The following is a 26,571-nucleotide window of genomic DNA, read 5'->3' as shown; positions in this document are numbered from 1 at the left end:
GTGCTTCGCGAGCAAGCTCGCTCCTACAAGGTGGCGTTAAGGGCCAGGATCTCGTCGCACTTGGGACAGAACTCATGTTCGCCCGCCAGGTAGCCGTGCACCGGGCAGATGGAGAACGTCGGTGTCACCGTCAGGTACGGCAGGCGGAAGCGTCCCAGGGCCTTGCGCACCAATTGCTTGCAGGCCTGGGCCGAGGAAATCTGCTCGGCCATATACAGATGCAGCACCGTGCCGCCGGTGTATTTGCATTGCAGTTCGTCCTGCAGTTCCAGGGCTTCGAACGGGTCTTCGGTGTAGCCCACCGGCAGTTGCGAGGAGTTGGTGTAATACGGGGCATCGCGACTGCCCGCCTGGAGGATCTCGGGGAAGCGCTTGAGGTCTTCCTTGGCGAACCGGTAAGTGGTGCCTTCAGCCGGCGTGGCTTCCAGGTTGTACAAATGCCCGGTTTCTTCCTGGAACCGCAGCAGCGTGGCGCGCACATGGTCCAGCACCTGCAACGCAAACTCGCGCCCTCGGGCGGTATGCGTGCCCTCCTCGTCGCCGGTGAAATTGCGCAGCATCTCGTGCATGCCGTTCAGGCCGATGGTGGAGAAATGATTGCGCAAGGTGCCCAGGTAGCGCTTGGTATAGGGGTACAAACCGGCATCCATATGGTGCTGGATGACTTTGCGCTTGACCTCCAGGCTTTCCATCGCCAGCTCCATCAGGTGGTCCAGGCGTTGCAACAGGCCACTGGTATCGCCCTTGAACAGATACCCCAGGCGCGCACAGTTGATGGTCACCACGCCCAATGAGCCGGTCTGCTCTGCCGAACCGAACAATCCACCACCACGCTTGAGCAATTCGCGCACGTCCAACTGCAATCGGCAGCACATCGAGCGCACCTGGTTGGGCTGCATGTCGGAGTTGAGGAAGTTCTGGAAATACGGCAGACCGTAGCGCGCGGTCATCTCGAACAGGCGGTCGGCGTTTTCGCTGTCCCACGGGAAGTCATGGGTAATGTTGTAGGTGGGGATCGGGAAGGTAAACACCCGCCCCTTGGCGTCACCCGCCTGCATCACTTCGATATAGGCACGGTTGATCAGCTCCATTTCCGCTTGCAGGTCGCCATAGGCAAACGGCATTTCTTCGCCGCCGATGATCGGGATCTGCTCGCGCAGGTCTTCGGGGCAGACCCAGTCGAATGTCAGGTTGGTAAATGGCGTCTGGGTACCCCAGCGCGATGGCACGTTGAGATTGTAGATGAACTCCTGCACCGCCTGGCGAATCTCGGGAAACGACAGTTGGTCCTTGCGCACAAAGGGCGCCAGGTAGGTGTCGAACGAACTGAAGGCCTGGGCACCGGCCCACTCGTTCTGCAGGGTGCCGAGAAAATTGACCATCTGCCCCAGGGCACTGCCCAGGTGCTTGGGCGGCCCGGCTTCGACGCGGCCGGGCACGCCATTGAGCCCTTCGTGCAGCAACGTGCGCAGGGACCAGCCGGCGCAATAACCCGCGAGCATGTCCAGGTCATGGATATGCAAATCCGCCTCGCGGTGAGCCTGGCCGATCTCCTGGCTATAGACCTCGTCCAGCCAGTAATTGGCGGTGACCTTGCCCGACACGTTGAGTACCAGCCCGCCCAGGGAATAACCCTGGTTGGCATTGGCCTGCACGCGCCAGTCTTCACGGTCGAGGTACTCGTTCATCGAGGTGGCGACTTCCACCAGGGTCTTGCGATCACGGCGCAGGCGCCCGTGTTGCTCGCGGTAGACGATATAGGCACGCATCGCCAAAAAGTACCCGGCGTCCATCAGCACCCGCTCGACACTGTCCTGGATCTGCTCCACATCCAACCGGGTGATCCCGCGCAACCGGGCGAGCACCGCCCCTAACAACAGATCGACCTCGGCGTCCTGATACTCGCCGGTGGCGTTACCCGCGGCGATCATCGCCTGGCGGATTTTCTCGGCGTCAAAGGCTACGAGAGTGCCATCGCGCTTGTGTAGACGGGTACTGACCAGCGGGCTTGAGGTGATCTGCATGGGGGCTCCAAAACACTACATATAGATTTAATAGTTCATCTAGACACAAGATGCAGTGATGGTACGCAGTGAAAGGTGGGTTGCAATTGACCAGGGTCAAGTTTGCAAAACTCGCGACTGAACAAAAAGTTCAACATGCCGCCGTCCAAATGTGGGAGCGGGCTTGCTCGCTCCCACATTGATATGCGCTTGTCTTGAAGGGTGTATTACGGCTCACCCCCCACTCATATTCATAAACCGCACCACCTGCACCTCGCCCTCCCCGGTAAAGTCATGGCGTAACGGTTTACCTCGCAACGCCTTGTGCAGCGCCTCCACCAACGGCCGATCATCCAACGGATAGCGGCGCACCAACGCACGGAAATCCACCGCATTGTCCTGCCCCAGGCACAGCAGCAACTGCCCTTCCACCGTCATCCGCACGCGGTTGCAACTGGCACAGAAGTTATGGGAGTTGGGTGAGATAAAACCGATGCGCGTCTGCGGATGCCTGGCCAGGCGTACGTAACGTGCCGGGCCGCCGCTGTTTTCGGTGCTGTCGAGCAAAGCGTGATGCTCGCTAATCAATGCACGCACCTGCTCGCTGGAGCAGAAGGATTCGCCCCGCGAGCGCCCCACATCCCCCAGGGGCATCTCTTCGATAAAGCTGATATCGATGCCCTGGTCGATGGCGTACTGCACCAGCGCCGGGACTTCATCGAAGTTGCGCCCCTTCATCACCACGCAGTTGAGCTTGACCCGCTCGAACCCGGCATCCCGTGCGGCCTCGATGCCGCCCAGCACCTGGCGCAGGTCGCCATTGCGGGTAATCGCGCGAAAGCGTTCGGGGTCGAGGCTGTCCAGGCTGATGTTCATGCGCTTGACCCCGGCCTCGACCAGAGGCCGCGCCAGTCGGCCCAGTTGCGAACCATTGCTGGTCATCACCAGCTCGCGCAGGCCGGGCAATGCGGCGATATGACGGCACAGCTCGACAATGCCCGGACGGATCAGCGGCTCACCGCCCGTCAGGCGAATCTTGCGCACGCCCTGGCTGACGAACACCGTCGCCAGCCGTTGCAACTCCTCCAGGGTCAGCACCTGCTGGCGCGGCAGGAAGGTCATGTTTTTCGCCATGCAGTACACACAACGAAAATCACAACGATCAGTCACCGACAGCCGCAGGTAGTCAATGGAACGGCCCACTCCATCCACCAGGCTCATGTCACTGCACCAACGGCGAGTCGGCGCCCTGCAACGCGATACCGCGCACATCGGCCGCACTGACCAGGGTTTGCAGGTATTGCACCAGTGCCTTCTGCCACACCCCTTGCTGCAACTGAGTGCGAATCGCCGTGGCGACCACCTCGTACGGCAACGGCTGGCCTTCGATACGTTGATCGACGCAGATCACATGCCAGCCGTAGCGGCTTTCCAGAGGTTTACTGGCCAGGCCTGGCGCCAGGGTAAACAACTGGCGCTCCAACTCCGGCACGGTCTGGCCCTTGCTGACCTGCCCCAAGGACCCACCCTGGGCCTTGGACGGGCACGCCGAGTACTTCAGCGCCAGTTCGGCGAAGGCGCCGGGCGCCTCCTCCAGGCTCAGCAACAGCACTTCGGCCTGGGACAGTGCCTGATGGCGTGCCTCGGCATCGTCCGGCGCACACTCCAGCAAAATGTGCCGTACCGCCAACAACGGCGCGCTGTGAAAGCGCCCGCGATTGCTTTCGAAGTAGCGTACACAGGTGGCTTCGTCACACTCCGGCACCTTGACTTCACGCTCCAGCAACAGGCGGGTCGCCGCCTCTTCTTCGTTCTCGCCAGCGCCGATTTCCAACTGCACACCCAATTCGCGAATCCGCTGCTGTAACAGCTCGCGGATCACCAAGGCACGGGCGGCGAGGAACACCGCCTCCTCGCGACTTTCAGCCGGGTGATATTGCAGTTCCTGAGCCATCGCCTCGGGAGCAATCTGCACCCCGTTGACGCTGACCATCGGCCATTCCTGCTCGCTGCTGGCGATCAATTGCGGCTCGGCTGCCACCACCACCTCCGGCTCTTTCGCCGAAGAACTGCAACCGCCACCGCCGCTGCCGCCACCACATCCGCATCCTGTAGTCATGACGTTCTCCTCACTTCTGCCGCACGATTTGATAACGACGGCCCAGGTACCAGATCGGCGCGCTGACCATATGCACCAGACGGGTAAACGGGAACAGTACAAACAGGGTCAGGCCCAGCGCCACGTGGGCCTTGTAGATCAGGCTCACCGGGGCAATCGCCGCCGCTGCTTCCACCGGCCGCAGCAACACCACGTTTTGCGCCCAGTCCGCGAGCATCACCATCACCGAACCGTCCATATGCCCGGTCGACGCAACGATAGTCAGCAAGCCCAGGACCAACTGCGCCAGCAACACCAGCAAGATCAGGATGTCCGACGGGCTTGATGTGGCCCGTACCCGTGGATCGGTGAGGCGGCGCTTGACCAGCATCACCAGGCCCACCAGGCACAGCAGGCCGAAGAAACCACCGGAGACCATCGCCAGCAGCTGCTTGTTTTCGGTACTGATCACATGGTGGTAGATCGACGCCGGCGTCAGCAGGCCGACAAAATGCCCGGCCAGCACAAACAGCACGCCGATATGGAAGAAATTGCTCGCCACGCGCATGCCACGGTTGTTGAGCATCTGGCTGGAGCCGGCCTTCCAGGTGTACTGCGACAGGTCAAAGCGTGCCCAACTGCCCAACAGGCAGATCGCCAGGGCGACATACGGATACACGCCAAATACCAGCAAATTCCACTTAGACATTACCCACCTCCTTGGCTGGCGCGGCGGCCAGCCCTTCGTGCTGAAAATCCACCCAGTGCAACGGCACCGCACTTTCTTCGCGGGCCTTGCCCGGTGCACTGGGCATGGCGCTGCAACGGTCCTGCTGCTCGGCCTGCATAAAGTCCACGGCCTCCTCTTCCCAGACCTTGTCCAAGGCTTCGAGGGAGTCGTCGCGCACTTCGGCGGCCACTTGCTCACGCAACTGGGCAATCGCCTGATGGGGCTCGGCGCCGCTGATCTGCAACAGCGCACGGAAGCAACTGGCGTAGGCGCTTTCGCGCTCGTCCAGGCGCGCCGCCAGCAGGGCCAGCAGGTGCGCCACATCCGCCAGGCCCTCGCGGGCCTCGATGTCTTCGCGGGTGGACAAGAACTCCAGGTACAGCGGGATGTAGTCCGGCAGCTCCTTGACGCCAATGGCGAAGCCGGCCTCCTGGTATTGGGCCATCATGTCGACCATGGCCTGGCCACGGTCCCGCGACTCACCATGTACATGTTCGAACAACAGCAACGACAGCGAACGACCCCGGCCAAACAACGCACCGTAGTGCTCCTGGCCATCCATCAGGTCATTGCTGCAGATCAGCTCCAGCAACTCGAACAACGCACCGCGTTGCTTGGGGCTGATTTCCCGCGATTCGATAATCGCCTGCTCCAATTCATCGCGGCCGCTCACCAGGGTCTCGGTGGGATAGTCCAGTAACAGCGAAATCACTTTAAGAATACGCATGGCTCAGTCCTCCCAGATCTGTACGGTTTTCAGTACGTCACGGCGGTTGGCCTTCTTCGCCCCGAACATATTGGTGTCGGAACTGCCACTGCAGCCGCTGCCGAAGCTGAAACCACAGCCGGAACGCTCGGCAAACGCATCGCTCATCGCGTCTTCACGGTGGGCGCTGGGCACCACAAAACGGTCTTCGTAGTTGGCAATCGCCAGGTAGCGGTACATCTCTTCCACCTGGGCAACACTAAGGTCCACGTCGGCCAGCACTTGCAGGTCCTCCACACCGTCCACTTGCTGGGAGCGCTTGAAGGCGCGCATGGCCAACAGACGTTTAAGCGCACGCTTGACCGGTTTTTCGTCACCGGCAGTCAACATGTTCGCCAGGTAGCGCAACGGAATGCGCAGGCTGTCGACATCCGGGATCACCCCGTTCATACCCACGGTGCCCGCAGCCGCCGCGTTCTGGATCGGCGAGAGTGGCGGCACGTACCAGACCATCGGCAAGGTGCGGTATTCCGGGTGCAGCGGCAGTGCCAGCTTCCAGTCCACGGCCATTTTGTACACCGGCGAACGCTGGGCCGAGTCGATCACCGACTGCGGTACACCATCGGCCAGGGCCTGGCGGATCACCGCCGGGTCATTCGGGTCGAGGAAGATTTCCAGCTGCTTCTCGTACAGGTCATGCTCATTGGCAGTGCTGGCCACTTCGCTGATGCGATCGGCGTCATACAACAGCACGCCGAGGTAGCGGATCCGCCCGACGCAGGTTTCCGCACAGACGGTGGGCATGCCCGCTTCGATCCGTGGGTAGCAGAAGATGCACTTCTCGGATTTGCCGCTTTTCCAGTTGAAGTAGATTTTCTTGTACGGGCAACCGCTGATGCACATGCGCCAGCCGCGGCACTTCTCCTGGTCGATCAGGACGATGCCGTCTTCTTCACGCTTGTAGATCGCGCCGCTGGGGCACGACGCCGCGCACGCCGGGTTCAGGCAGTGCTCGCACAGGCGCGGCAAGTACATCATGAAGGTGTTTTCGTACTCGCCATAAATATCGGCCTGGATCTGGTCGAAGTTCTTGTCCTTGCGGCGCTTGGCAAATTCGGTGCCGAGGATTTCTTCCCAGTTTGGGCCCCATTCGATCTTTTCCATGCGTTTGCCCGACACCACCGAACGTGGGCGCGCAGTGGGTTGGTGCTCGCCCAGGGGCGCGGTGTGCAGGTGCTGGTAGTCGAAATCGAACGGCTCGTAGTAGTCGTCCAGGCTCGGCAAGTCGGGGTTGGCAAAGATGTTTGCCAACACGCGGAACTTGCCGCCGATACGTGGGTTGATCGAGCCGTTGGCGTTACGAACCCAGCCGCCCTTCCACTTGTCCTGGTTTTCCCACTCCTTGGGGTAGCCAATGCCCGGCTTGGATTCAACGTTGTTGAACCAGGCGTATTCCATACCTTCACGGCTGGTCCAGACGTTTTTGCAGGTGATGGAGCAGGTGTGGCAGCCGATGCATTTGTCCAGGTTCAGGACCATGCCGATTTGTGAGCGAATCTTCATCTCAGTTCTCCTCGATATCGGTCGGCAATGGACGCGGCAGATCATCACCGCTGGAACCATCGAGCCAATCGACCTTGACCATCTTGCGCACCACCACGAATTCATCGCGGTTGCAGCCGACCGTGCCGTAATAGTTGAAACCGTAGGCCTGCTGGGCATAGCCGCCGATCATGTGCGTCGGCTTGAGCACCACGCGGGTCACCGAGTTGTGGTGGCCGCCACGGGTCTTGGTGGTCTCCGAGCCGGGCACGTTCACGATGCGTTCCTGGGCGTGGTACATCATCACCATGCCTTCCTTGACCCGCTGGCTGACCACCGCACGGGCGGTCAGGGCGCCGTTGACGTTGAAGCACTCGATCCAGTCGTTGTCCTCGATCCCGGCGCGCTTGGCGTCGATTTCCGAGAGCCACACAATCGGGCCGCCACGGCTCAGGGTGAGCATCAGCAGGTTGTCGCTGTAGGTGCTGTGGATCCCCCACTTCTGGTGCGGGGTGATCCAGTTCAGGACGATTTCGGTCTCGCCATTGCTGCGTTTGTCCTTCACGCCTTCGATGGTGCGGGTGTTGACCGGTGGCCGGTAGCTCATCAATTGCTCACCGAACGCCTGCATCCACGGGTGATCCTGGTAGAACTGCTGGCGGCCGGTGATGGTGCGCCATGGGATGTTTTCATGGACGTTGGTGTAGCCGGCGTTGTAGCTCACGTGCTCGTCTTCGAGGCCCGACCAGGTGGGGCTGGAGATGATCTTGCGCGGCTGCGCCTGGATATCGCGGAAGCGGATCGCTTCGTGGGCCTTGGAAATCGCCAGGTGGCTGTGGTCGATACCGGTGAACTCCGACAGCGCAGCCCAGGCTTTCAAGGCCACCTTGCCGTTGGTTTCCGGGGCCAGGGACAGGATCACTTCGGCGGCGTCGATGGCTGTGTCGATCTTTGGCCGGCCATGGCTGATGCCGGCATCGCCTTCGTGGTGGTTGAGTTCACCGAGGAACTCGACCTCTTCATCGGTGTTCCAGTTGATGCCCTTGCCGCCGTTGCCGAGTTTTTCCAGCAACGGGCCGAGGGACGAGAACTTCTTGTAGATGTTCGGGTAATCGCGCTCCACCACCGCCATGTTTGGCGCGTTCTTGCCCGGTATCGGCGCCACACCGGCGCTTTTCCAGTCGGTGCCGCCAAACGGCTGGGCCAGTTCGCCGACGCTGTCATGCATCAACGGCACGGTGACCAGGTCTTGTTCCACACCCAAGTGGCCGACCGACATGGCAGAAAACGCCTTGGCGATGCCTTTGTAGATTTCCCAGTCCGAACGCGACTCCCACGCCGGATCGATCGCCGCCGACAGCGGGTGAATGAACGGGTGCATGTCCGAGGTGTTCATGTCGTCTTTTTCGTACCAGGTTGCGGTTGGCAACACGATGTCGGAATAGACGCAGGTGGAGGACATGCGGAAGTCCAGGGTGGTCACCAGGTCCAGCTTGCCGATGGCGCCGTCTTCGACCCACTCGGCCTCGGTCGGCTTGCATTCGCTGCTGTGGCCGATGTCTTCGTTCATCACCCCGTTCTTGGTGCCCAGCAGGTACTTGAGCATGTACTCATGGCCCTTGCCCGACGAACCCAGCAGGTTGGAACGCCAGATAAACATGTTGCGCGGGAAGTTCACCGGGCTGTCCGGCTGCTCGCAGGCAAAGCGCAAGCTGCCGTCCTGCCAGGACTTGACCACGTAGTCTTTCGGGTCCATGCCAGCGGCCGCGGCGTCACGGCAGATATGCAGCGGGTTGGTATTGAGTTGTGGCGCGCTGGGCAACCAGCCGGCGCGTTCGGCGCGGATGTTGTAGTCCAGGGCATGCTCGGGGAACTGCGACTTGTCGGCCAGCGGCGAGAGGATGTCGTGCATGCTCATCTTCTCGTGGCGCCATTGCGAGCTGTGGCCATAGAAGAAGCTGGTGCCGTTCATTTGGCGTGGCGGACGATTCCAGTCCAGGCCGAACGCCAGGGGCAGCCAGCCACATTGCGGGCGCAGTTTTTCCTGGCCCACGTAGTGCGCCCAACCGCCACCGGTCTGGCCGACGCAACCGCAGAGCATGAGCATATTGATCAGCCCGCGGTAGTTCATGTCCATGTGGTACCAGTGGTTCATCGCCGCGCCGACGATGATCATCGAGCGTCCACGGGTCTTGTCGGCGTTGTCGGCAAACTCGCGGGCGATCTGGATCGCCTTCTCACGGCTGACGCCGGTGATTGCCTCCTGCCAGGCCGGTGTACCCGGCACGCTGGCGTCGTTGTAGTCCTTGGCCACGTTGCTGCCGCCCAGGCCACGGTCGATGGCGAGGTTGGCGGCGGACAGGTCGAATACTGTCGCCACTTTGGCCACCGTGCCATCGGCCAGGGTCACGCTGTGCACCGGCACCCGCCGGAACTGCACGGCATCGCCAGCCACGTGCTGGAAATAGTCGTGGGCTTCACCGGCAAAGTACGGGAACGCCACTTCGGCGACGTCATCGCCGATCAGGCTCAGTTTCAGGTCGATCTCGCGGCCTTCACCGCCTTCTTTGGCGAGGATGTTCCACTTGCCCTTCTCGCCCCAGCGATAGCCGATGGCGCCTTGTGGCGAGACCAGTTCGCCGCTCTCGTCAAGGGCGATGGTTTTCCATTCCGGGTTGTTGTCCTGGCCCAGATTGTCGACCAGGTCCGACGCGCGCAGAAAGCGGTCGGGCTGGAAGCCTGCGCCCGGGGCAAAGCCGGTCATGGGCTTGAGCATCACCAGCACCGGCAAGTCGGTGTAGCGCTTGGCATAGTCGGTGAAGTACGCGCTGGGCTTGTCCAGATGAAATTCTTTGAAGATCACATGGTTGAACGCCTGGGCCAGCGCGGCGTCGGTGCCCTGCTTGGGGTTGAGCCACAGGTCGGTGAGCTTGGCCACTTCCGAATAGTCGGGAGTGATGGCCACGGTCTTGGTGCCCTTGTAGCGCACCTCGGTGAAGAAGTGCGCGTCCGGGGTACGGGTCTGCGGAACGTTGGAGCCCCAGGCAATGATGTAGTTGGAGTTGTACCAGTCGGCCGATTCCGGCACGTCGGTCTGCTCGCCCCAGACCATCGGCGAGGCCGGTGGCAGGTCGCAGTACCAGTCGTAGAAGCTCAGGCACACGCCGCCGATCAGCGACAGGTAACGCGAACCTGCGGCGTAGCTGACCATGGACATGGCCGGGATCGGCGAGAAACCGACGATGCGGTCCGGACCATATTGCTTGATGGTGTAGACGTTGGACGCGGCGATGATCTCGTTGACTTCATCCCAGTTGGAACGGATGAAGCCGCCCATACCGCGTTTGCTTTTATAGGAGTCGGCCTTGACCTTGTCCTCGACAATGCTCGCCCAGGCTTCGACCGGCGACAGGGTCAGGCGCGCCTCGCGCCACAGTTTGAGCAATGGCTTGCGGATCTTCGGGTATTTCAGGCGGTTGGCGCTGTAGATGTACCAGCTGTAACTCGCGCCACGGGGGCAGCCGCGCGGCTCATGGTTGGGCAAGTCGTTGCGGGTGCGCGGGTAATCGGTCTGCTGGGTTTCCCAGGTGATCAGGCCGTTCTTCACGTAGATCTTCCACGAGCACGAGCCGGTGCAGTTCACCCCGTGGGTGGAGCGCACGATCTTGTCGTACTGCCAGCGCGAACGGTAGACGTTTTCCCAGTCGCGGGACTCTTTGCGGGTCTCGCCGTGACCGTCAGAAAACTCGTCTTGCTTGCGATTGAAGAACCGCAGTTGATCCAGTAAATGACTCATGGTGCTTTCCTCAGAGGCTTGCTGCGGGGTTCTGTGCCCCGCCCACGCAAGGTTTGAATGGGGGTCGACTCAGCAGGGGGTCTCGGCGCCTTTGCGCGCATACCACCACCACGTCACGACGATGCAGCTCAGGTAGAAGCCGACAAACATGTAGAAGGCCAATGCCGGGCTGCCGGTGTAGGCCATGGACGAGCCAAAGGTCTTGGGAATGAAGAACGCACCGAAGGCGCCCATGGCCGAGCTGAAGCCCAGGACTGCCGCTGATTCCTTGCTGGCATCCTTGAGGGCTTGCTCACGCACGGCGGCGGGTTTGCCGGCGCTGGCTTTTTCATGCTGGGTGCGGAAGATCACCGGGATCATGCGGAAGGTGGAGCCGTTGCCAATGCCGGTGGTGATGAACAGCAGCATGAACATGCCGAGGAAACCGTAGAAGCTACCGCCCTCGCCGTTCAGTGGCAGAAAGTGCAAGACGCCAAACACCATCACGATCATCAGCACGAAGTTCCACAGGGTCACCCGCGCACCGCCCAGTTTGTCGGCCAGCCAGCCGCCCAATGGGCGTACCAGTGCGCCTACCAGTGGGCCGAGGAAGGCGAATTTCAAGGCGTTGACGTCGGGGAACGAGGTCTTGATCAGCATCGGGAAGGCGGCCGAGAAGCCAATGAAGGAGCCGAAGGTCGCCAGGTATAGCCAGCACATCAGCCAGTTGTGCTTGCGCTTGAAGATCACCGCCTGCTCGCTGAACGAAGCGCGGGCGCTGGACAGGTCGTTCATGCCGAACCAGGCGAACAGGGTCACGGTGATGATGAACGGTACCCAGATGAAGCCGGCGTTCTGCAGCCACAACTGGCTGCCATCTTCCAGGGTCTGCGGCTGGCCACCGAGCAGGCCGAACACGCCGAAAGTAATCACCAGCGGTACGCAGAACTGCATCACCGACACCCCCAGGTTACCCAGGCCGGCGTTCAGGCCCAAGGCCGTGCCTTGCTGGGACTTGGGGTAGAAGAAGCTGATGTTGGACATGCTGGAGGCGAAGTTGCCGCCACCAAAACCGCAGAGCAGCGCGATCAAAACAAACACGCTGTAGGAGGTACTCGGGTCTTGCACCGCAAAACCCATCCACAGTGATGGAATCAGCAGCGACGCGGTGCTCAGGGCGGTCCAGCGACGACCACCGAAGATTGGCACCATGAACGAATAGAACACGCGCAAAGTGGCGCCGGACAAGCCAGGCAAGGCCGCCAGCCAGAACAGCTGGTCAGTGGTAAAGCTGAAGCCGATGGCATTCAGGCGCACGATCACCGTGCTCCACACCATCCATACAGCGAAGGCCAACAGCAGTGCCGGAATCGAGATCCACAGGTTACGGGTCGCGGTCTGCTTGCCGCTGGCGCCCCAGAACGCCGGGTCTTCAGGGCGCCAGTCGTGGATCACCGGGCCCGAGTTGGGCTTTTGCGCGATAGTCATGCGGATTCTCCTTGGAGAGGCTGGGCCGCTGCTTTACCGAGCAGCGGTTGCTTGCGGATTTCGCTGAAGTACATCCAGGTCAGGGATACCCAGACCACGCCGTACATCAACATGAAGCAGGAGGAGCGCACGCCGGTGAGATCCACCAGGGCGCCGAACATGATCGGCAGCACGAAGCCACCCAGGCCGCCCGCCAGGCCGACGATGCCGGACACCGCGCCCATGTTTTGCGGGTAGTCATTGGCGATGTACTTGAACACCGAGGCCTTGCCGAAAGCGAAGGCGATGCCCATCACAAACAGCAGGATGGTGAAGACGGTGGCGTTGAGGCCGATATGGAAATCCAGCGGGCCATTGACGGTCTGCACCTGCAATTGGGTCTGCGGGTAGCTGAGCAGGAACAGGCAGATCCAGCTCACCCACAGCACCCACCAGGTCACGCTCTGTGCGCCCCAGCGGTCGGACATCCAGCCGCCCACGGCGCGCAGCACCCCGCCCGGCAGGGAAAAACAGGCGGCCAGCAGCGCGGCGCTTTGCAAGCTGAAGCCGTATTCCTGCACGTAGTACTTGGTCGCCCACAGCGCCAGGGCTACGTAGCCACCGAACACAATCGAGTAGTACTGGCAGTAGCGCCACACGGCCGGGTCCTTGAGGCACAGCAACTGCTCACGAAAGGTCGCGCCACTGGCATTGCGGTGGGCCTTGTTTTCGCTGGTGAGGAACCAGAACAGCAGCGCGGTGATAAACAGGATCGCGCTGAACACCTTGGGCACCAAGTGCCAGGTGCCCAGGGCAATCAAGGCCGGCGCGAGGAACTTGGTGACTGCCGCCCCCGCGTTACCGGCACCGAACACGCCCATGGCAAAGCCCTGGTTGTCCTTGTCGAACCATTTGGCGACATAGGCGATGCCCACCGAGAACGAGCCGCCAGCCAGGCCGACAAACAGCCCCAGCACCAGGAACTGCCAGAAGGCGGTGGCGTAGGTAATCAGGTACAGCGGTAGCACGCAGGTGAGCATCAGCACAAAGAACACGATGCGCCCGCCGAAGCGGTCGGTCAGCAGGCCCAGGGGCAGGCGCACCAGAGAGCCGGTCAACACCGGGGTGGCAGCCAGCAGGCCGAACTGGGTTTCGTTGAGTTGCAGCAGCTCTTTGATCGGCACACCGAGCACGGCGAACATCATCCAGACCATAAAGCACACGGTGAAGGCCAGCGTACTCATGCCCAGCACCAGGCCTTGTCTTACACGGGGTTGAGTCACGTTTTGCGCTCCCAGAAATGAATCCATGAGCGCAGGTTAGGGGCGACGTCCTCGCAGAACTTGACCCAGATCAACGTCCACCTGGGGGGTATTGGCCTATGCTTGGCCCGTCTACCTCTAAGGAGGTAGGTCAAATAACAAGAGAAAGTCTTTATTTATCAATGGATTGATCTCTTGTGCCGGCTTTTTCCCGTGGGAGGGTGCGCCGGCAACTCTTTAGAGGTAGTGCGCCAGGGAATGCAGAATTCAATACTGTTTCCTATGCCAGGTGCCGCCATGCTGCTGTCCTTACCCCTTCGATTACGCCGTGATGTTTAACTGGCTGCGCAGCTCCCTGCCCGCGCGGGCCGGTGTCGCGGTGATCCTGATTGCAATCCTGGCCCTGGCCAGCTCCCTGAGCGCCGGTTTGATTGCCTGGTTCAGCCAGGGCGACGGCGCGGCCATCAACACCGCAGGCTCGGTGCGCATGGAGACCTACCACCTCAGTTGGAAGCTCGCCGACCATGCCCCGATTGATGAAATCCAGGCCATCACCCAAAGCCTGCAACGGCGCCTGGATAGCCAGTCGTTGAAAGCCGTGCTCGAAGACGGCCCGCACAGCGCCCTGCAACAGAGCTATCGGCAGATCCAGCAACACTGGAACCAGGACCTGCTCCCCGCCATCGAACGTGGCGACGGCACCTTCTTCCGTGAACGCGCGCCGGCCTTTGTCGAGCAACTCAACCAGTTCGTCAGCCTGTTGCAGCAACAGAGCGAGCACAAACAAGGCTGGCAACAGTTGATCCAGGGCCTGGCGCTGTTCAGCACGCTGATCATCCTGTTGATTGGGCTCTATGAGTTGCAGTACGGCGTGGTCACGCCGCTGAAGGAACTGGTGGACGCCACCCGGCGCTTTCGCGATGGCGACTACACGGCGCGGGTCAACCACCGCTCCCAGGACGAATTGGGGCAACTGGCCCTGAGCTTCAACACCCTGGCCGAAACCATCGAACAGTCCCACCGCACCCTGGAAAGCCAGGTGCAGCACAAGACCCTCAACCTGCAACAGGCCAACGCCGCCCTGGAATTGCTCTATGAGAGCAGCCGCAGCCTGGCCTCGCGCCTGGCCAATGCCGAAGGCCTTGACGAGCTGATCCGCCGCTTCCAGAACCGCCTGCCGGGCCTGCGCCTGTCACTGTGCCTGCAAGGGCACTTCCTCGCCCCGGCGCAACAGATGCTCGCGCTGCATGGCGAAAACAGCCGCAACGTCTGCGCCATCGGTGATTGTGCGACCTGCGAGCGACATCACGTCGCCCCGCCACAGGTGTTCAGCATCAGCAACCAGGGCGCGGAACTGGGCGAGCTCAAGGCACACTTTGTCGACGGCCATGCGCCCCAGGACTGGGAGCAGCAATTGATCCAGGCCTTGGCCAACCTGATCGGCACCTCGCTGTCACTCAAGCGCCAGCGTGAGCAGGACCACCGCCTGCTGCTGCTGGACGAACGCACCATCATCGCCCGCGAGCTGCATGACTCCCTGGCCCAGGCCTTGTCCTATATGAAGCTGCAAGTCAGCCGCATGCAGACCCTGCTGCGCCGCGACGAGCCCAAGGCCACCCTGGAAACCGTCACCGGCGAACTGCGCGAAGGCTTGAACAACGCCTACCGGCAATTGCGCGAGTTGCTCACCACGTTCCGCCTGCAAATCCACGACGCAGGGCTGGTACAGGAACTCAAGGACACGGCCGAGGAGTTCTCCCGGCGTGGCGAGTTCCAGGTGCATTTGCATGTAGATGCGCTGGCCTTCCAGCTGTCGGCCAGTGAGCAGATCCACCTGCTGCAAGTCACCCGTGAAGCGCTGTCCAACTGCCTGCGCCACGCCCATGCGCAGAATGCCTGGCTGCAACTGCGCCAACACGGCGAAACCGTGAGCCTGTGCATTGAAGACGACGGCCGCGGTTTCAGCGAAGTGGTGGACCAACGCGAACACCACGGCCTGACGATCATGGACGAACGCGCCCGCAGCCTGCACGGCCAGCTCGACATCTCTTCCCGCGAGCCCCAGGGCACGCGGGTGCACTTGCTGTTTCGCCCGGAATTCCTCGGGCACTCTTTACCAGAAGGTAGCTTGTCATGAACACCTCACTGCGCCACGGCATCCTGCTCGTCGACGACCACCCGATGATGCGCCACGGCATGCGCCAGATGCTTGAACTGGAAGACGACCTGCACGTAGTGGGCGAGGCGGGCAATGGTGAGGAAGCGCTGGGCTTGATCGAGTCACTGCAACCGGATCTGGTGCTGCTGGACAACAACATGCCGCAGATGAACGGCCTGGAAACCCTGCGCCGCCTGCGAGCGATGCAGTACGCCGGCAAGGTATTGCTGTTTACCGTGTCCGATGCCGAAGACGACATCCGCGATGCCCTGCGCCTGGATGCCAATGGTTATCTGCTCAAGGACATGGAGCCTGAGTTGTTGATCCAGTACATCCGCGATGCACTGCACGGTGTGCTGGTAATCAGCCCCGGCCTGACGCGCGTACTGGCCCAGGCACTACGCTCGCCCCAGCCCCATGCGGCGGTGGAATTGACCGAGCGCGAGCGACAGGTGTTGAAGACCATTGCCGGGGGCTACAGCAACAAGGTGATCGGGCACAAGCTGGGGATTACCGAGGGCACGGTGAAAGTGCATGTGAAGAATCTGCTGCACAAGCTGGGGTTGCGCTCGCGGGTGGAGGCTGCGGTATGGGCGATGGAGCATTTGCGCCAGGCTGGGTAGCATTGAAGCCAGCTCGGTTATCGCAAAAAACTATAAACCACTGTGAGAGTTGACAGTAGCAACGTCCGAGCATGCTTCCTAACATTGAAACCGGAACAGGCTTATTGGACACCGGGCTCTTGAACAGTGGAGGCCACTGACCATGAAGATCGCAATAACGTGAACCCGCACAACAGCTCTGCTGGCCGCCTGGTAATCCCCCCCATCTACTGCCCGCCTCCCGTGCGCATTGATGAGGCCTTGGGCAACCTGGTCAATGACCTGTTATTGCCATGGGTTGAACGCATGGGGATTTTTCCCGGCCAGCTGGAACGGGTTCGCGCCTCGAACTTCGGTCGGTTCGCCATGCTGTGTCACGCTGATACCGATAACCCGGACCGACTGTTGTTGTCGGCAACCTGTATCGCTGCGTTATTCGCGGTGGACGACCACTATTGTGACGATGAGCGCTGCGGCTCCAACCCCAGACTGCTTGGGCCACGCCTGTCGTTGGCACTGGCCGCCCTTGAGCCGGCCCACTTGACGCCTGCGTATGCTCAGGAACTTGCGCAAGCACTGGAGAAGGACCCCGTACTCAGGGGACTACGCGGATACATGCAGCATCTGGCCAGATATGCCACGCCCGCACAAATGGCCCGCGCCCGACAGGAAGTGGTCGCGATGTTCGTCACCATGGGCGCCGAGGCCACATGGCGTATTGAACATGCAGGCCCCATGCTATGGGAGTATCTGGCCCATCGACAGGTCAACAGCTTTCTGCCTTGCATGGCGCTGATTGACGTAGTCGGCGGGTATGAGCTGGATGCCAACGTTTATTCTTGTCCATCCGTGCGACGGGTCACCTGCCTGGCTGCCAGCGCGACCATCATCGCCAACGACCTGTATTCGGCGCCCAAGGAGAGCGTGCCCGAGATTGGCGACTTCAACCTGCCATTGCTACTGGCCAAGGAACACACATGCACACTCCAAGAAGCCATGTGGCTGACCGCAGCCGTCCACGATGACATCGTGCGTGCCTATGAGGCCGAGGAGCATCAGCTGCTTCAAGAAGCTACACCGGTGCTCAAGCGCTTTCTGGCCGGGGTCAAGGCCTGGCTGGGTGGCAGCAACGAATGGCATCGGCATAGCGGTCGTTACCAGAACTGACGTATCAGGAACGCCTGAAGAGACGCGCCCCGACAGTCCCGGCGCATACACCACACGCATCGACAACCTGCTTTACTGGCATGCCAACGCAGGCTGCCATCCGGCGCGGGACGCATTTTCGGCACTGCTGCAGGGCCACTGCCTCCACGGGGTTACCTCCAACGAGGCATAGGCCCCACCGGCCTCACGCTCTACCATGGACGGGAGCGGAGGTACGCCATGCTGACCCATCCATCCATCGTTTTAACCCTGCGCCGGCATCATCTGTTCAGCCCGTTGCCGGAGAAGATTTTCCAGGACGTCTGCACCCTGGCCAATCTCAAGCGCCTGCCCGGGCACGCGACCTTGATGCATCAGGGCGATCCTGCCGACCGGTTTTTCCTGCTGGTCAGTGGCCAGGTCAAGTTGCACCGGGTCACCGGCGAAGGCCAGGAGCACCTGGTGGAAGTCATCCGCCCCGGCCAGACCTTTGCCGAAGCCCTGCTGTTCAGCCAGGCCAAGGCGTATCCGGTGAGTGCCACGGCGCTCAAGGACAGCGTGCTGGTGAGCATCGAGGGGCATCACTACCGCAAGGCCCTGGAGGACCAGCCGCAGATCTGCCTGGCGATCCTCGGCACCATGAGCCTGCACCTGCATCAACGCCTCAAGGACATCGACACCCTGACCCTGGCCAATGCCAGCCGCCGGGTCATCAACTTTCTGATCCAGGAACGCGATACCATCAGCGGCGACGTGGTGCTGCAGGTGCCCAAGCGTCTGGTGGCGTCAAAACTGGGGATTCAGCCGGAGACGTTTTCGCGGATCCTGCACCGGTTGGTGGACGCCGGCTTGATCGAGGTGCAACGGCGTACGATCCGGATCCTGTGCGAGGAGCAATTGATGACCTATCAGGCCGGCTGACTTAGAATCGACGCCATTCCTCGCCCGCCTTCCTGACACGAGCGCCCCCATGAGCTTTGATTTCGACACGATCCACCCTCGACTCGGCACCGGCAGTACCAAGTGGAGCCGCTACCCAGAAGACGTCTTGCCGATGTGGATTGCCGACATGGATATAGCCGCCCCGCCGGCGATCCTCAAGGCCCTGCACGCGCGCCTGGACCAGCAGATGCTTGGCTACAGCGTCGCCCGCCCGCAAGTGCGCGAAGCGATCATCCGCGACCTGTGGGACAAGTACGCCTGGCGCGTGCAACCCGATGAATTGCTGTTCCTGCCGGGCGTCGAGCCGGGTTTCAACATGGCCTTGCACGCCTTTGTGCAACCGGGCCAGCCAGTGGTCTTGCAAACCCCCAACTACGCACCGCTGCGCCATGCGGCGGGCAACTGGAACCTGCCGAAGATCGAAGTGGCGTTTGAGCTGAGCGACCAGGGCGAATACCTCACCCCCCTGCCCGCTTTGCGCCAGGCCTTGCAGGGCGCTGGCGCACTGCTGTTGAGCAACCCCCACAACCCGCTGGGCAAGGTATTCGCCCGCGAAGAGTTGCTGGCCGTGGCCAACGCGTGCCTGGATACCGGTGCGCTGATCATCTCCGATGAAATCCATGCCGAGCTGTGCTTTGACGGGCGCCGGCATATCCCCACCGCCTCGCTGAGTGCAGAGATCGCCCGACGCACCATTACCCTGATGTCCGCCAGCAAGGCCTACAACGTCGCCGGCCTGAAGACCTGCTTTGCGATTGTCCAGGACCCACTCATCCGCGAGCGCTTCAACAAGGCACGCTGCGGCATGGTCGACAGCGTCAGCCCGTTGGGCCTGGAAGCCACCTGGGCGGCGTATAGCCAATGTGGTGAATGGTTGGAAGCGTTGGTCACGTACCTGCAAGGCAACCGCGACTACCTGCTGGACGCGGTGCAAAAACGCCTGCCCGGCGTGGTCATGCAGGCCCCTCAAGGCACCTACCTGGCGTGGCTCGATTGCAGCGCCCTGGGCCTGGATGATCCGCAGCGGTTCTTCCTGGAGCAGGCCAAGGTCGGCTTGAGTGCCGGCATTGAATTTGGCGATGACAGCCAGCAGTTCGTACGCTTGAACTTCGGCTGCCCGCGGGCATTGCTGGAAGAAGGTATTTCACGCCTGGAACGCAGCCTGCAAAACCGCTGAACACTTTGTAGGAGCTGGCTTGCCAGCGAAAATCGCCAACGATGAAGCGAGTTATCTGATACCCCGCAGCGTTCTCAGGCTTTTCGCCGGCAAGCCGGCTCCTACAAAGGTGTGCGGCTTGGTATCAGAGCTTGGCGATGGACACTTCGGTGGATTTGACGAAGGCAATCACTTCGCTGCCCACCTTCAATTCCAGGTCGCGCACCGAGCGGGTGGTGATCACCGAGGTGACAATCCCGGAGGCGGTTTGTACGTCGATCTCGGACACCACTTCGCCCAGCAGGATCTCCTTGATCACGCCCTTGAACTGGTTGCGCACATTGATCGCTTTGATGGTCATGTCGGCTTTCCTTTCACTGTTGGGTCAATCCGCACGAATGCGCAGGCCCTCAAAATGCGCCATTCACACAGACAACAAAAGGAATAAATAACTATTTATTTATTCCTTAATTGCATATCAAAATCCAACTGTTGCCGACACCAGCCACGTACGCGGCGTAGACAAGGTCAAGCCTGGCGCACTGTCGCTGGAGGTCGCAGCCGATGCCCAATACGTGGTGTCCAACACGTTCTCCACGGTGGCCCGCAGGGTTACGGGATTGTCCTTGACCTTGAAGGTGTAGCGCGCGCCCAGGTCATAGCGTTCCCAATTGTCGATCTTCTGTTGGTTGGCGGCATCCAGGTACTGCGCACCGGTATGGATCGCGCGGGCGGTCAGGGTCAGGCCTTGCAGGCGTGGGATATCCCATTCGGCGCCCAGATTGACGTTGGCAATCGGCGCGCCAGTACCGCGCTTGCCGTCCGTGAGCCCCTGGGCAGTCTTGGTCTGCTCGCTGTCGAGCAGCATCACCCCGCCAAGCAGGCGTACACCCGATACAGGCTCGCCAAACACGTTCAATTCCACACCCTGGTTACGCAACTCACCATTGGGTTTGAAGAAGCCCTGGGTGTCTATACCGTAGGACGGCTGCTTGATCCGAAACAGGCTGGCAGTCATGCCAAAGCTGCCCATGTCGTATTTGGCACCGACTTCCACCTGCTTGCTCTTGGTCGGCGGGAAGATCGCGTTTTCGTTGCGCACTCCGCTGGAAGGCGCGGTTTCGCCCTGGCTCAAACCTTCCATGTAGTTGGTGTACAGGGACAACTGATCAGTCACCTTGACCACCAGGCCGAGGGCCGGCGATGTGGCTTGCTCGTCGTACTCAGGCTGGTCTTTCACGCCATTGCTCCATGACGTCACCTGGACCTTTTGCAGGCGTGCGCCCAAGGTCAACAGCACTCGTTCATCGAAAAAGCCGAGGGTGTCAGCCAGCGCCAGGCTGGTGAAGCGGTTCTCGGTGTGGGTGCTGGTATCCCAGCGCACGGCCTTGCCTGGGCGGGGCAAGACCACCGGGTTGTAGAGGTTGCTCTTGCCCGGCGTGTAGCGCTCGCCGGCGTTGTCGAAATCCATATTGAACTGATTGAGGCTGACGTTGAGGGTGTGCCCCGCCGGGCCGGTATCGAACCAACTGCGAGCGCCGACGGTGACGGTCTTCACGTCTTCGTCACGGCGAAAACTGCGCGGCACCACGGTGAAGTCGCCATTGCTCTGAGTCGCCTGTACGCCATGGCGCAGGAAGTCATAGTTGCCTTTGCGTGCACCGACAGCGGCGTAGACCATCAACGAATCGCTGACATCAAACTCACCGCGCACGGCACCAAAGGTGTCCTTGGTATGGGAGTAAGTCCAGGACTGGGCGAAATTGTCGCGGATATCCCGGGCCTTGGGCATCACGCTGCCCCTGGCGACTTCCACGCGCTCCTGGGGAGCATCGGCGGTGCGCTCCTGGCGACCGAGATCAAGAGACAGGCGCACCCGCTCCTTGCGATAGTCGAGCCCGATCACCGTCATTTCACGGTCGACCTCCTGGTGATCCCACTCGGTATCACCGGACTGCTTCACCCCATTGAAGCGCACGCCAAACTGCTGCTCGTCGCCAAAGCGCCGACCGATATCCACCGCACCACCGAACTGCCCGGCCGAGGCGTAGCTGCCGGTGAACTCGGTGAGCGGTATGTCCGCAGCGCGCTTGGGCTCGATATTGATCCCGCCGCCCACACTGCCCCGAGGTGCGATACCGCCAAGCAAGGCGCCGGGGCCCTTGAGGATATCGACGCGCTCGACCATTTCCATGTCGATGGCGTAGGTCGGCAACACGCCATACAGGCCGCCGTAGGACACGTCGCTGTTGAACAGGCTGAAGCCGCGCACCGAAAACTGCTCGAAGCGCCCGCCGGAAGGGTTGGTGATGCGCACCGAGGGGTCGCTGGCGACCATTTCGCCGAGAGTCCGGGCCTGGAGGTTTTTCACTGCCTTGGCGGTGTAGGACGTGAGGTTGAATGGCGTGTCCATAAAGTCGTTATCGCCCAACAGGCCCTGGGCGCCTTTGCGCGTGACCTGATCACCGGCGTAAGTGTCTGCGACAGGTGTGGCCGCACCCCCCAGGATCGAGGTGGCCGGCAGTTGGTAGGCACCGCCCTGTGGCGCGGGGATCAGGGTGTAGGCGCCTTCCCCCACCGCCTGCAATTGCAGGCCCGAGCCTTGCAGCAGGCGCGCGAAGCCTTCTTCGACGGCAAACTCGCCGGAAATCCCGGCGCTTTGTCGGCCGCCAACCAGGGCCGGGTCTACCGACAGGTTGACCCCGGCCAGCCCGGCAAAGCGCGTCAAGGCACTGCCCAGGCTGCCGGCGGGCACCTGATAACTGCGCCGGGCCGCGTCCTCGGCCCAGCTCACAGGAATAAACAACGGGCTGGCACTCAGGCTCAGCACCAGACTCAGGCGCAGCAACGATGGCGGGACGACGGGCATTAAAAGGCTCTCTGTTTTCGTTCACTTGCCTTGGATGACAGGCGAGCCGAAAAAAAGGGACAGAGAAAAAATGCTGGTTTTTTGTAGGAGCGAGCTTGCTCGCGAAAAACTTGAGAACGCCGCGATAAACCTGAAGTACTGCGTCATCGTTGACGTCCTTCGCGAGCAAGCTCGCTCCTACAATGGACCGACTTCAACTGAGGGTTTTGCGCGGTGCCAGCGTGACCCAATAACGCGTGCGCAACTGCACCTGCAGCCCATGGGTGGAGGCCAGCAGGCTGAGGATGCGATCGGTGTCGTCCAGGCGGAAACTGCCGGTGACCCGCAAGGCTTCCAGGCTCGGGTCCCAGCGCAGGACACCCGGGCGATAGCGATCAAGCTCGCGCAAAAAATCGCCCAACAACTGGTTCTGCGCCGTCAACACACCGTCACGCCAGCCCAACTGCAAGACGTCGAAAGGACTCGGTGCAGCAAGCCCCAAGGCTTCTAGCCGTGCCTGTTGCCCAGCGTGCATCACGGTGATTCGACCGTGCATGTCGAGCACCTGTACCTGGCCCTTGAGCACCGATACCCGACAAGCGTCCGCCAACTGACGCACACAGACCTCGGCCTGGCTGGCAATGACCTGGCCATAACGTGTGTGGACGGTCAGCACAGCCGCCCCTGGCACGCTCAGTGCCATTTCCCCATCGAGCAGGGTCAGGCGCCGCCGAGCAAGATCCACATCCACCGCGCTGGCAGTGTTCAGTTGCAGGGCGCTGCCATCGGCCAGCGGCAGCTGTTTGCGCTCGCCCGTAGCGGTGTGCAGGTCGGCGCGCCACACGTCGATGGGTAACTGGCGACTGAGCAACCATGCCGCCGGCACCAGTGCTGCCACGCCCAGGGCGCGCTTGAGCACGGCACGCCGACCCGGTTGCGGGCGATCAAGGCTGGCCATGGCCAGGGAGGATGGCAACTCGGCAAAACGCTGGCGCAGCAACTGCGCTTTTTGCCAGGCCTGCTCATGCTGGGGATGACTGTCGCGCCATTGCTGCAAGCCGGTGTGGTCGCGCTCGCCGGCAGTGCCGGATTCCAGCAGCGCCAACCATTGCGCCGCCGCCCGCGCCACATCCGGTGCGGTGCGGCTCACAGTTCCACCAGCAGGCAATGTTCATAGGCCTGGGCCATATAGCGTTTGACCGTGCGTTCCGAGACCTTGAGCCTTTCGGCAATCTCCCGGTAGCCCAGGCCTTCGAGCTGGCTCCAGAGAAACGCCCGGCGCACCACCGGCAGTAAGCCGTCGAGCAGTTCATCCAGGGCCTGCAGGGTTTCCAGCAGCAACCAGCGCTGCTCCGGCGAGGGCACGCAGTCTTCGGGCAAGCGCGCCAGGGCATTGAGGTAGGCCTGCTCCAGACTGCGCCGCTGATGAAAGTTGACCAGCAAGCGCTTGCCCACCGTCACCAGGTAGGCCCGTGGTTCCTGCAGTTGCGCCACTGGCTGGGCACTGGCCAGCACCCGCAGGAACGTATCCTGGCTCAGGTCGGCGGCATCCCAGGCATTGCCCAGGCGCCGGCGCAACCAGCTTTCCAGCCAACTGCGGTGGTCGCGGTACAAGGTTTTCAGGCTGGGTTCGGAGGTGGTCGTTGGCAGTACTGCATCATTCATGGCAAGCGAACCCTGGGCGGCGCGAGTGAGTCTCAAATGAGATTCATTCTATTTAATATCCCTGAGACACACCATGTTCTTTTTGTCAGGTAGACGGGCGGAGGTTGTCAATCAAGTGCCCTGGCCTTCTGCCGCAGCAAATCGATAAACAACCCCAACTCCCGGCTCACCGGTTCGCCCTTGCGCAGCAAGATGCCAAATGGCGCAAGCGTCACCTCCAGCTCCACCGGCAACTCCACCACCAGGCCCATTTTCAGGTAATCGCGCAGCGCGCTTTCGGAGAGGACCATGATCGCGTCAGTCAGTTGAATCAACTGCTGCATGGAATACACCGAACTGCATTCGATGATGTCCGCCGGCAGGGGCAAGGCCTGGTGTTGCAACGCTTCGTCAAAGCCTATGCGAGCGGGGCTGCTTTGCGGTTGCAGGATCCACGGCCAGTCGCTGACCAGTTCGGCCAACGGCAAGCATGCGCGCTGCGCCAGCGGGTGCCCGGCATGCACCACTACCAACAAGCGCTCGTTGCCCAGCGGCTCGAAGCTGTAGTGCTCGCTGTCGGTTGCGGCGTTACGTCGAGCGATCGCCAGGTCGATGCGTCCTTGCTCCAGCAGTTGGATCACCTGGTCGCTGGTGTCGCCCATGATGCGGATGCGCAGTTGCGGGTTAAGGGATTTGATCTGCGCAATCGAGTCCATCACCAGGTCCGGCGCAGCGCCCATGATGGTACCGATTGCCAGGTAGCCATAACCGCCCTGCTGGCGCGCCATCAGGTCTTCGGCGCAGCGGTCCAGGCCGCTGAGGGCCGATTCGGCAAAACGGATCAACTCCTTGCCCAGCGCCGTGGGGCGCATGCCACGGGGCAGGCGCTCGAACAGGTCGCAGGCAAACATATCCTCGATCTCTCGCAGCATGCGGGTGGCCGCCGGTTGCGACATGTTCAGGGCCTGGGAGGCGCGGTGCAGGTTCTGGCTGGAACTCAAGGCCACCAACATATGCAGATGCTTGTAGCGCAGGCGGTTGAACAGGCTGCGGGAGATCAGCGAACTACTCATTTTCTTCCTTGTTATTGATACCTTGAAGGTATCGGTTGTAAGCGAGATTCGATTTGTAGCGTATTGCTCGGTCGCCGTACAGTCCGGCCCATAAGAACAAAGCCTTACAAAAGGATTTACAGATGACCACACTGCCCGCGCCCCTGCTCGCCAAGATTTCCTGGCGACTGCTGCCCTTCCTGCTGCTGATGTACATCATGGCCTTCCTCGACCGCGCCAACGTCGGGTTCGCCAAACAAGCCTTCCAGGCCGACACTGGCCTGAGCGATGCCGCCTTCGCCTTTGGCGCCGGGGTGTTTTTCGTCGGCTATGCGTTGCTGGAAGTGCCAAGCAACCTGATCTTGCATCGCGTCGGCGCCCGTCTGTGGATGTGCCGGATCATGGTCAGTTGGGGCCTGGTTTCAGCGGCAATGGTGTTTGCCCATAACGAAACCAGCTTCTACATCCTGCGCTTTCTGCTGGGCGTGGCCGAAGCCGGGTTCTTCCCCGGCGTGATTCTTTACCTCACCTATTGGTTTCCCCAGGCCGCGCGTGGCAAGGCCATGGGATTCTTCTACTTTGGCGCCCCCCTGGCCTTTATTTTCGGTAGTCCGCTGTCTGGCCTGCTCCTGGAAATGGACGGCTTTGTCGGCCTGCATGGCTGGCAATGGCTGTTCGCCGTGGAAGGCCTGATGGCTTCGGCAGTAGGCATCTGGGCCTATTGGTACCTCGACAATCGCCCAGCCGACGCCCAGTGGCTGAGCGTTGAAGAGCGCCGCCAGATCCAGGACCTGCTCGATGCCGAAGACCAGCACAAAGGCTCCCATGGCCGCAGCCTGCTCAGCGTGCTGTGCCAGCCGTCGGTGCTGTATCTGTGCCTGGTCTACCTGCTGATCCAGGCCAGTGTCTACGGCGTGGTGTTTTACCTGCCAACCCAGGTCGGTGGCCTGCTCGGCACCAAGGTCGGGCTGATGGTCGGGCTGGTCTCGGCGATTCCCTGGGTGTGCGCGCTGTTCGCCGCATGGTGGATCCCCGGCTACTCCGACCGTACCGGCGAGCGTCACCGCACCGCGTCGCTGACCTTACTGATGGCCGCCATCGGCATCGCCTGCTCCGTGACCTTCGCCAACCCGTGGTTGGGCATGCTCGCCCTGTGCTTCGCCGCCTCCGGGTTTATTGCCGTGCAGCCGGTATTCTGGACCTTCCCCTCCAGCTACCTGGCGGGCAGCGCGGCGGCGGCCGGCATCGCCTTGATCAACTCCTTTGGCGCACTCGGCGGGTTTATCGCGCCGGTCCTGAAGAACTGGGCGGAAACCGCCTTCCACTCCCCGGCAGCCGGCCTGTACCTGCTGTCCGCCACCACGGTACTGGCTGCGTTGCTGGTGCTGGGTATCCATTCTCCCGGCCAAAAAGCGTCGAACACGCCGGCCACTGTTTAAC

20 protein-coding genes are annotated in these 26,571 nt (G+C 61.5%); 6 read left to right on the top strand and 14 right to left on the bottom strand.

Translation table 11 applies throughout. The features are described from left to right. Window positions 1-23 precede the first annotated feature (23 nt). The 9 genes from KL786_RS18770 to KL786_RS18730 form a co-directional block, all read right to left on the bottom strand. On the bottom strand, window positions 24-2,024 hold the full coding sequence (locus KL786_RS18770; RefSeq protein ID WP_215518575.1) for a ribonucleoside triphosphate reductase: 2,001 nt from the start codon (window positions 2,022-2,024) through the stop codon (window positions 24-26). Between the two features lie 213 nt (window positions 2,025-2,237). After that, window positions 2,238-3,224 (bottom strand): GTP 3',8-cyclase MoaA, encoded by a 987-nt coding sequence (gene moaA, locus KL786_RS18765; RefSeq protein WP_215518574.1) that lies wholly within the window; start codon window positions 3,222-3,224, stop codon window positions 2,238-2,240. 1 nt (window position 3,225) lies between these two features. Beyond that, complete coding sequence (locus KL786_RS18760) at window positions 3,226-4,122, bottom strand: peptidylprolyl isomerase (RefSeq protein ID WP_215518573.1); 897 nt, start codon at window positions 4,120-4,122, stop codon at window positions 3,226-3,228. A 10-nt stretch (window positions 4,123-4,132) separates the two neighbouring features. Beyond that, window positions 4,133-4,810, bottom strand: coding sequence for a respiratory nitrate reductase subunit gamma (gene narI, locus KL786_RS18755; RefSeq protein WP_215518572.1), 678 nt, complete (start codon window positions 4,808-4,810; stop codon window positions 4,133-4,135). Further along, window positions 4,803-5,558 (bottom strand): nitrate reductase molybdenum cofactor assembly chaperone, encoded by a 756-nt coding sequence (narJ, locus tag KL786_RS18750; protein ID WP_032861255.1) that lies wholly within the window; start codon window positions 5,556-5,558, stop codon window positions 4,803-4,805. Before narJ ends, narI begins: the two co-directional genes overlap by 8 nt. A 3-nt stretch (window positions 5,559-5,561) precedes the next feature. Continuing rightward, the gene (gene narH, locus KL786_RS18745) at window positions 5,562-7,100 is read right to left on the bottom strand and encodes a nitrate reductase subunit beta (protein WP_215518571.1); all 1,539 of its coding nucleotides are present in this window, start codon (window positions 7,098-7,100) and stop codon (window positions 5,562-5,564) included. Between the two features lies 1 nt (window position 7,101). Continuing rightward, window positions 7,102-10,875 carry a nitrate reductase subunit alpha gene (locus tag KL786_RS18740; protein ID WP_215518570.1) on the bottom strand — a complete coding sequence of 1,258 codons (3,774 nt, stop codon included), beginning with the start codon at window positions 10,873-10,875 and terminating at the stop codon, window positions 7,102-7,104. 69 nt (window positions 10,876-10,944) lie between these two features. Next, window positions 10,945-12,342: a NarK family nitrate/nitrite MFS transporter gene (locus KL786_RS18735; protein ID WP_215518569.1), complete on the bottom strand. Its 1,398-nt coding sequence runs from the start codon at window positions 12,340-12,342 to the stop codon at window positions 10,945-10,947. Beyond that, a complete protein-coding gene (locus KL786_RS18730; protein ID WP_215518568.1) occupies window positions 12,339-13,604 on the bottom strand; it encodes an MFS transporter in 1,266 nt (421 codons plus the stop codon). The genes KL786_RS18735 and KL786_RS18730 overlap by 4 nt, the downstream gene beginning before the upstream one ends. 310 nt (window positions 13,605-13,914) lie before the next feature. Here KL786_RS18730 and KL786_RS18725 point away from each other — a divergent pair, with 310 nt between their 5' ends. The 5 genes from KL786_RS18725 to KL786_RS18705 all read left to right on the top strand — a co-directional run bounded on the left by KL786_RS18725 (window position 13,915) and on the right by KL786_RS18705 (window position 19,608). Then, window positions 13,915-15,720 (top strand): HAMP domain-containing protein, encoded by a 1,806-nt coding sequence (locus tag KL786_RS18725; protein ID WP_215518567.1) that lies wholly within the window; start codon window positions 13,915-13,917, stop codon window positions 15,718-15,720. After that, the gene (gene narL / locus KL786_RS18720; RefSeq protein ID WP_215518566.1) at window positions 15,717-16,364 is read left to right on the top strand and encodes a two-component system response regulator NarL; all 648 of its coding nucleotides are present in this window, start codon (window positions 15,717-15,719) and stop codon (window positions 16,362-16,364) included. The genes KL786_RS18725 and narL overlap by 4 nt, the downstream gene beginning before the upstream one ends. A 126-nt stretch (window positions 16,365-16,490) precedes the next feature. Next, complete coding sequence (locus KL786_RS18715) at window positions 16,491-17,510, top strand: family 2 encapsulin nanocompartment cargo protein terpene cyclase (RefSeq protein ID WP_215518565.1); 1,020 nt, start codon at window positions 16,491-16,493, stop codon at window positions 17,508-17,510. A 219-nt stretch (window positions 17,511-17,729) separates the two neighbouring features. After that, complete coding sequence (locus KL786_RS18710) at window positions 17,730-18,410, top strand: Crp/Fnr family transcriptional regulator (protein ID WP_215518564.1); 681 nt, start codon at window positions 17,730-17,732, stop codon at window positions 18,408-18,410. 49 nt (window positions 18,411-18,459) lie between these two features. Then, window positions 18,460-19,608, top strand: a complete 1,149-nt coding sequence (locus KL786_RS18705) for a MalY/PatB family protein (protein ID WP_215518563.1) — start codon at window positions 18,460-18,462, stop codon at window positions 19,606-19,608. Between the two features lie 124 nt (window positions 19,609-19,732). Here the strand turns inward: KL786_RS18705 and KL786_RS18700 are convergent, their stop codons facing one another. The 5 genes from KL786_RS18700 to KL786_RS18680 all read right to left on the bottom strand — a co-directional run bounded on the left by KL786_RS18700 (window position 19,733) and on the right by KL786_RS18680 (window position 25,152). Beyond that, entirely contained in the window at window positions 19,733-19,948 is a 216-nt protein-coding gene (locus tag KL786_RS18700; protein WP_003173733.1) for a TOBE domain-containing protein, read from the bottom strand. Window positions 19,949-20,065: 117 nt separating this feature from the next. Continuing rightward, complete coding sequence (locus KL786_RS18695; RefSeq protein WP_215518562.1) at window positions 20,066-22,456, bottom strand: TonB-dependent receptor; 2,391 nt, start codon at window positions 22,454-22,456, stop codon at window positions 20,066-20,068. 193 nt (window positions 22,457-22,649) lie between these two features. Beyond that, a complete protein-coding gene (locus KL786_RS18690) occupies window positions 22,650-23,585 on the bottom strand; it encodes a FecR domain-containing protein (protein ID WP_215518561.1) in 936 nt (311 codons plus the stop codon). After that, entirely contained in the window at window positions 23,582-24,100 is a 519-nt protein-coding gene (locus KL786_RS18685; RefSeq protein ID WP_032861279.1) for a sigma-70 family RNA polymerase sigma factor, read from the bottom strand. The genes KL786_RS18690 and KL786_RS18685 overlap by 4 nt, the downstream gene beginning before the upstream one ends. 107 nt (window positions 24,101-24,207) lie before the next feature. Further along, window positions 24,208-25,152, bottom strand: a complete 945-nt coding sequence (locus KL786_RS18680; protein ID WP_215518560.1) for a LysR family transcriptional regulator — start codon at window positions 25,150-25,152, stop codon at window positions 24,208-24,210. Window positions 25,153-25,274: 122 nt separating this feature from the next. On the opposite strand from KL786_RS18680, the gene KL786_RS18675 reads away from it, so the two are divergent. Further along, complete coding sequence (locus KL786_RS18675) at window positions 25,275-26,570, top strand: MFS transporter (RefSeq protein ID WP_215518559.1); 1,296 nt, start codon at window positions 25,275-25,277, stop codon at window positions 26,568-26,570. Window position 26,571: the final 1 nt, after the last annotated feature.

The sequence above is a fragment of the Pseudomonas sp. TAE6080 genome, assembly GCF_018732265.1.
GTDB lineage: Bacteria > Pseudomonadota > Gammaproteobacteria > Pseudomonadales > Pseudomonadaceae > Aquipseudomonas > Aquipseudomonas brenneri.
This window is presented reverse-complemented; position numbering and strand designations above follow the sequence as displayed.

Excerpts from the sequence above, each read along its gene's own strand:
- KL786_RS18695 (WP_215518562.1), bottom strand. The coding sequence starts at position 22,456 with ATGCCCGTCGTCCCGCCATCGTTGCTGCGCCTGAGTCTGGTGCTGAGC.
- narH (WP_215518571.1), bottom strand. The coding sequence starts at position 7,100 with ATGAAGATTCGCTCACAAATCGGCATGGTCCTGAACCTGGACAAATGC.
- narI (WP_215518572.1), bottom strand. The coding sequence starts at position 4,810 with ATGTCTAAGTGGAATTTGCTGGTATTTGGCGTGTATCCGTATGTCGCC.
- KL786_RS18675 (WP_215518559.1), top strand. The coding sequence starts at position 25,275 with ATGACCACACTGCCCGCGCCCCTGCTCGCCAAGATTTCCTGGCGACTG.
- narJ (WP_032861255.1), bottom strand. The coding sequence starts at position 5,558 with ATGCGTATTCTTAAAGTGATTTCGCTGTTACTGGACTATCCCACCGAG.
- KL786_RS18740 (WP_215518570.1), bottom strand. The coding sequence starts at position 10,875 with ATGAGTCATTTACTGGATCAACTGCGGTTCTTCAATCGCAAGCAAGAC.
- KL786_RS18735 (WP_215518569.1), bottom strand. The coding sequence starts at position 12,342 with ATGACTATCGCGCAAAAGCCCAACTCGGGCCCGGTGATCCACGACTGG.
- KL786_RS18710 (WP_215518564.1), top strand. The coding sequence starts at position 17,730 with ATGCTGACCCATCCATCCATCGTTTTAACCCTGCGCCGGCATCATCTG.
- KL786_RS18680 (WP_215518560.1), bottom strand. The coding sequence starts at position 25,152 with ATGAGTAGTTCGCTGATCTCCCGCAGCCTGTTCAACCGCCTGCGCTAC.
- KL786_RS18770 (WP_215518575.1), bottom strand. The coding sequence starts at position 2,024 with ATGCAGATCACCTCAAGCCCGCTGGTCAGTACCCGTCTACACAAGCGC.
- KL786_RS18705 (WP_215518563.1), top strand. The coding sequence starts at position 18,460 with ATGAGCTTTGATTTCGACACGATCCACCCTCGACTCGGCACCGGCAGT.
- KL786_RS18760 (WP_215518573.1), bottom strand. The coding sequence starts at position 4,122 with ATGACTACAGGATGCGGATGTGGTGGCGGCAGCGGCGGTGGCGGTTGC.
- narL (WP_215518566.1), top strand. The coding sequence starts at position 15,717 with ATGAACACCTCACTGCGCCACGGCATCCTGCTCGTCGACGACCACCCG.
- KL786_RS18685 (WP_032861279.1), bottom strand. The coding sequence starts at position 24,100 with ATGAATGATGCAGTACTGCCAACGACCACCTCCGAACCCAGCCTGAAA.
- KL786_RS18700 (WP_003173733.1), bottom strand. The coding sequence starts at position 19,948 with ATGACCATCAAAGCGATCAATGTGCGCAACCAGTTCAAGGGCGTGATC.
- KL786_RS18725 (WP_215518567.1), top strand. The coding sequence starts at position 13,915 with ATGTTTAACTGGCTGCGCAGCTCCCTGCCCGCGCGGGCCGGTGTCGCG.
- moaA (WP_215518574.1), bottom strand. The coding sequence starts at position 3,224 with ATGAGCCTGGTGGATGGAGTGGGCCGTTCCATTGACTACCTGCGGCTG.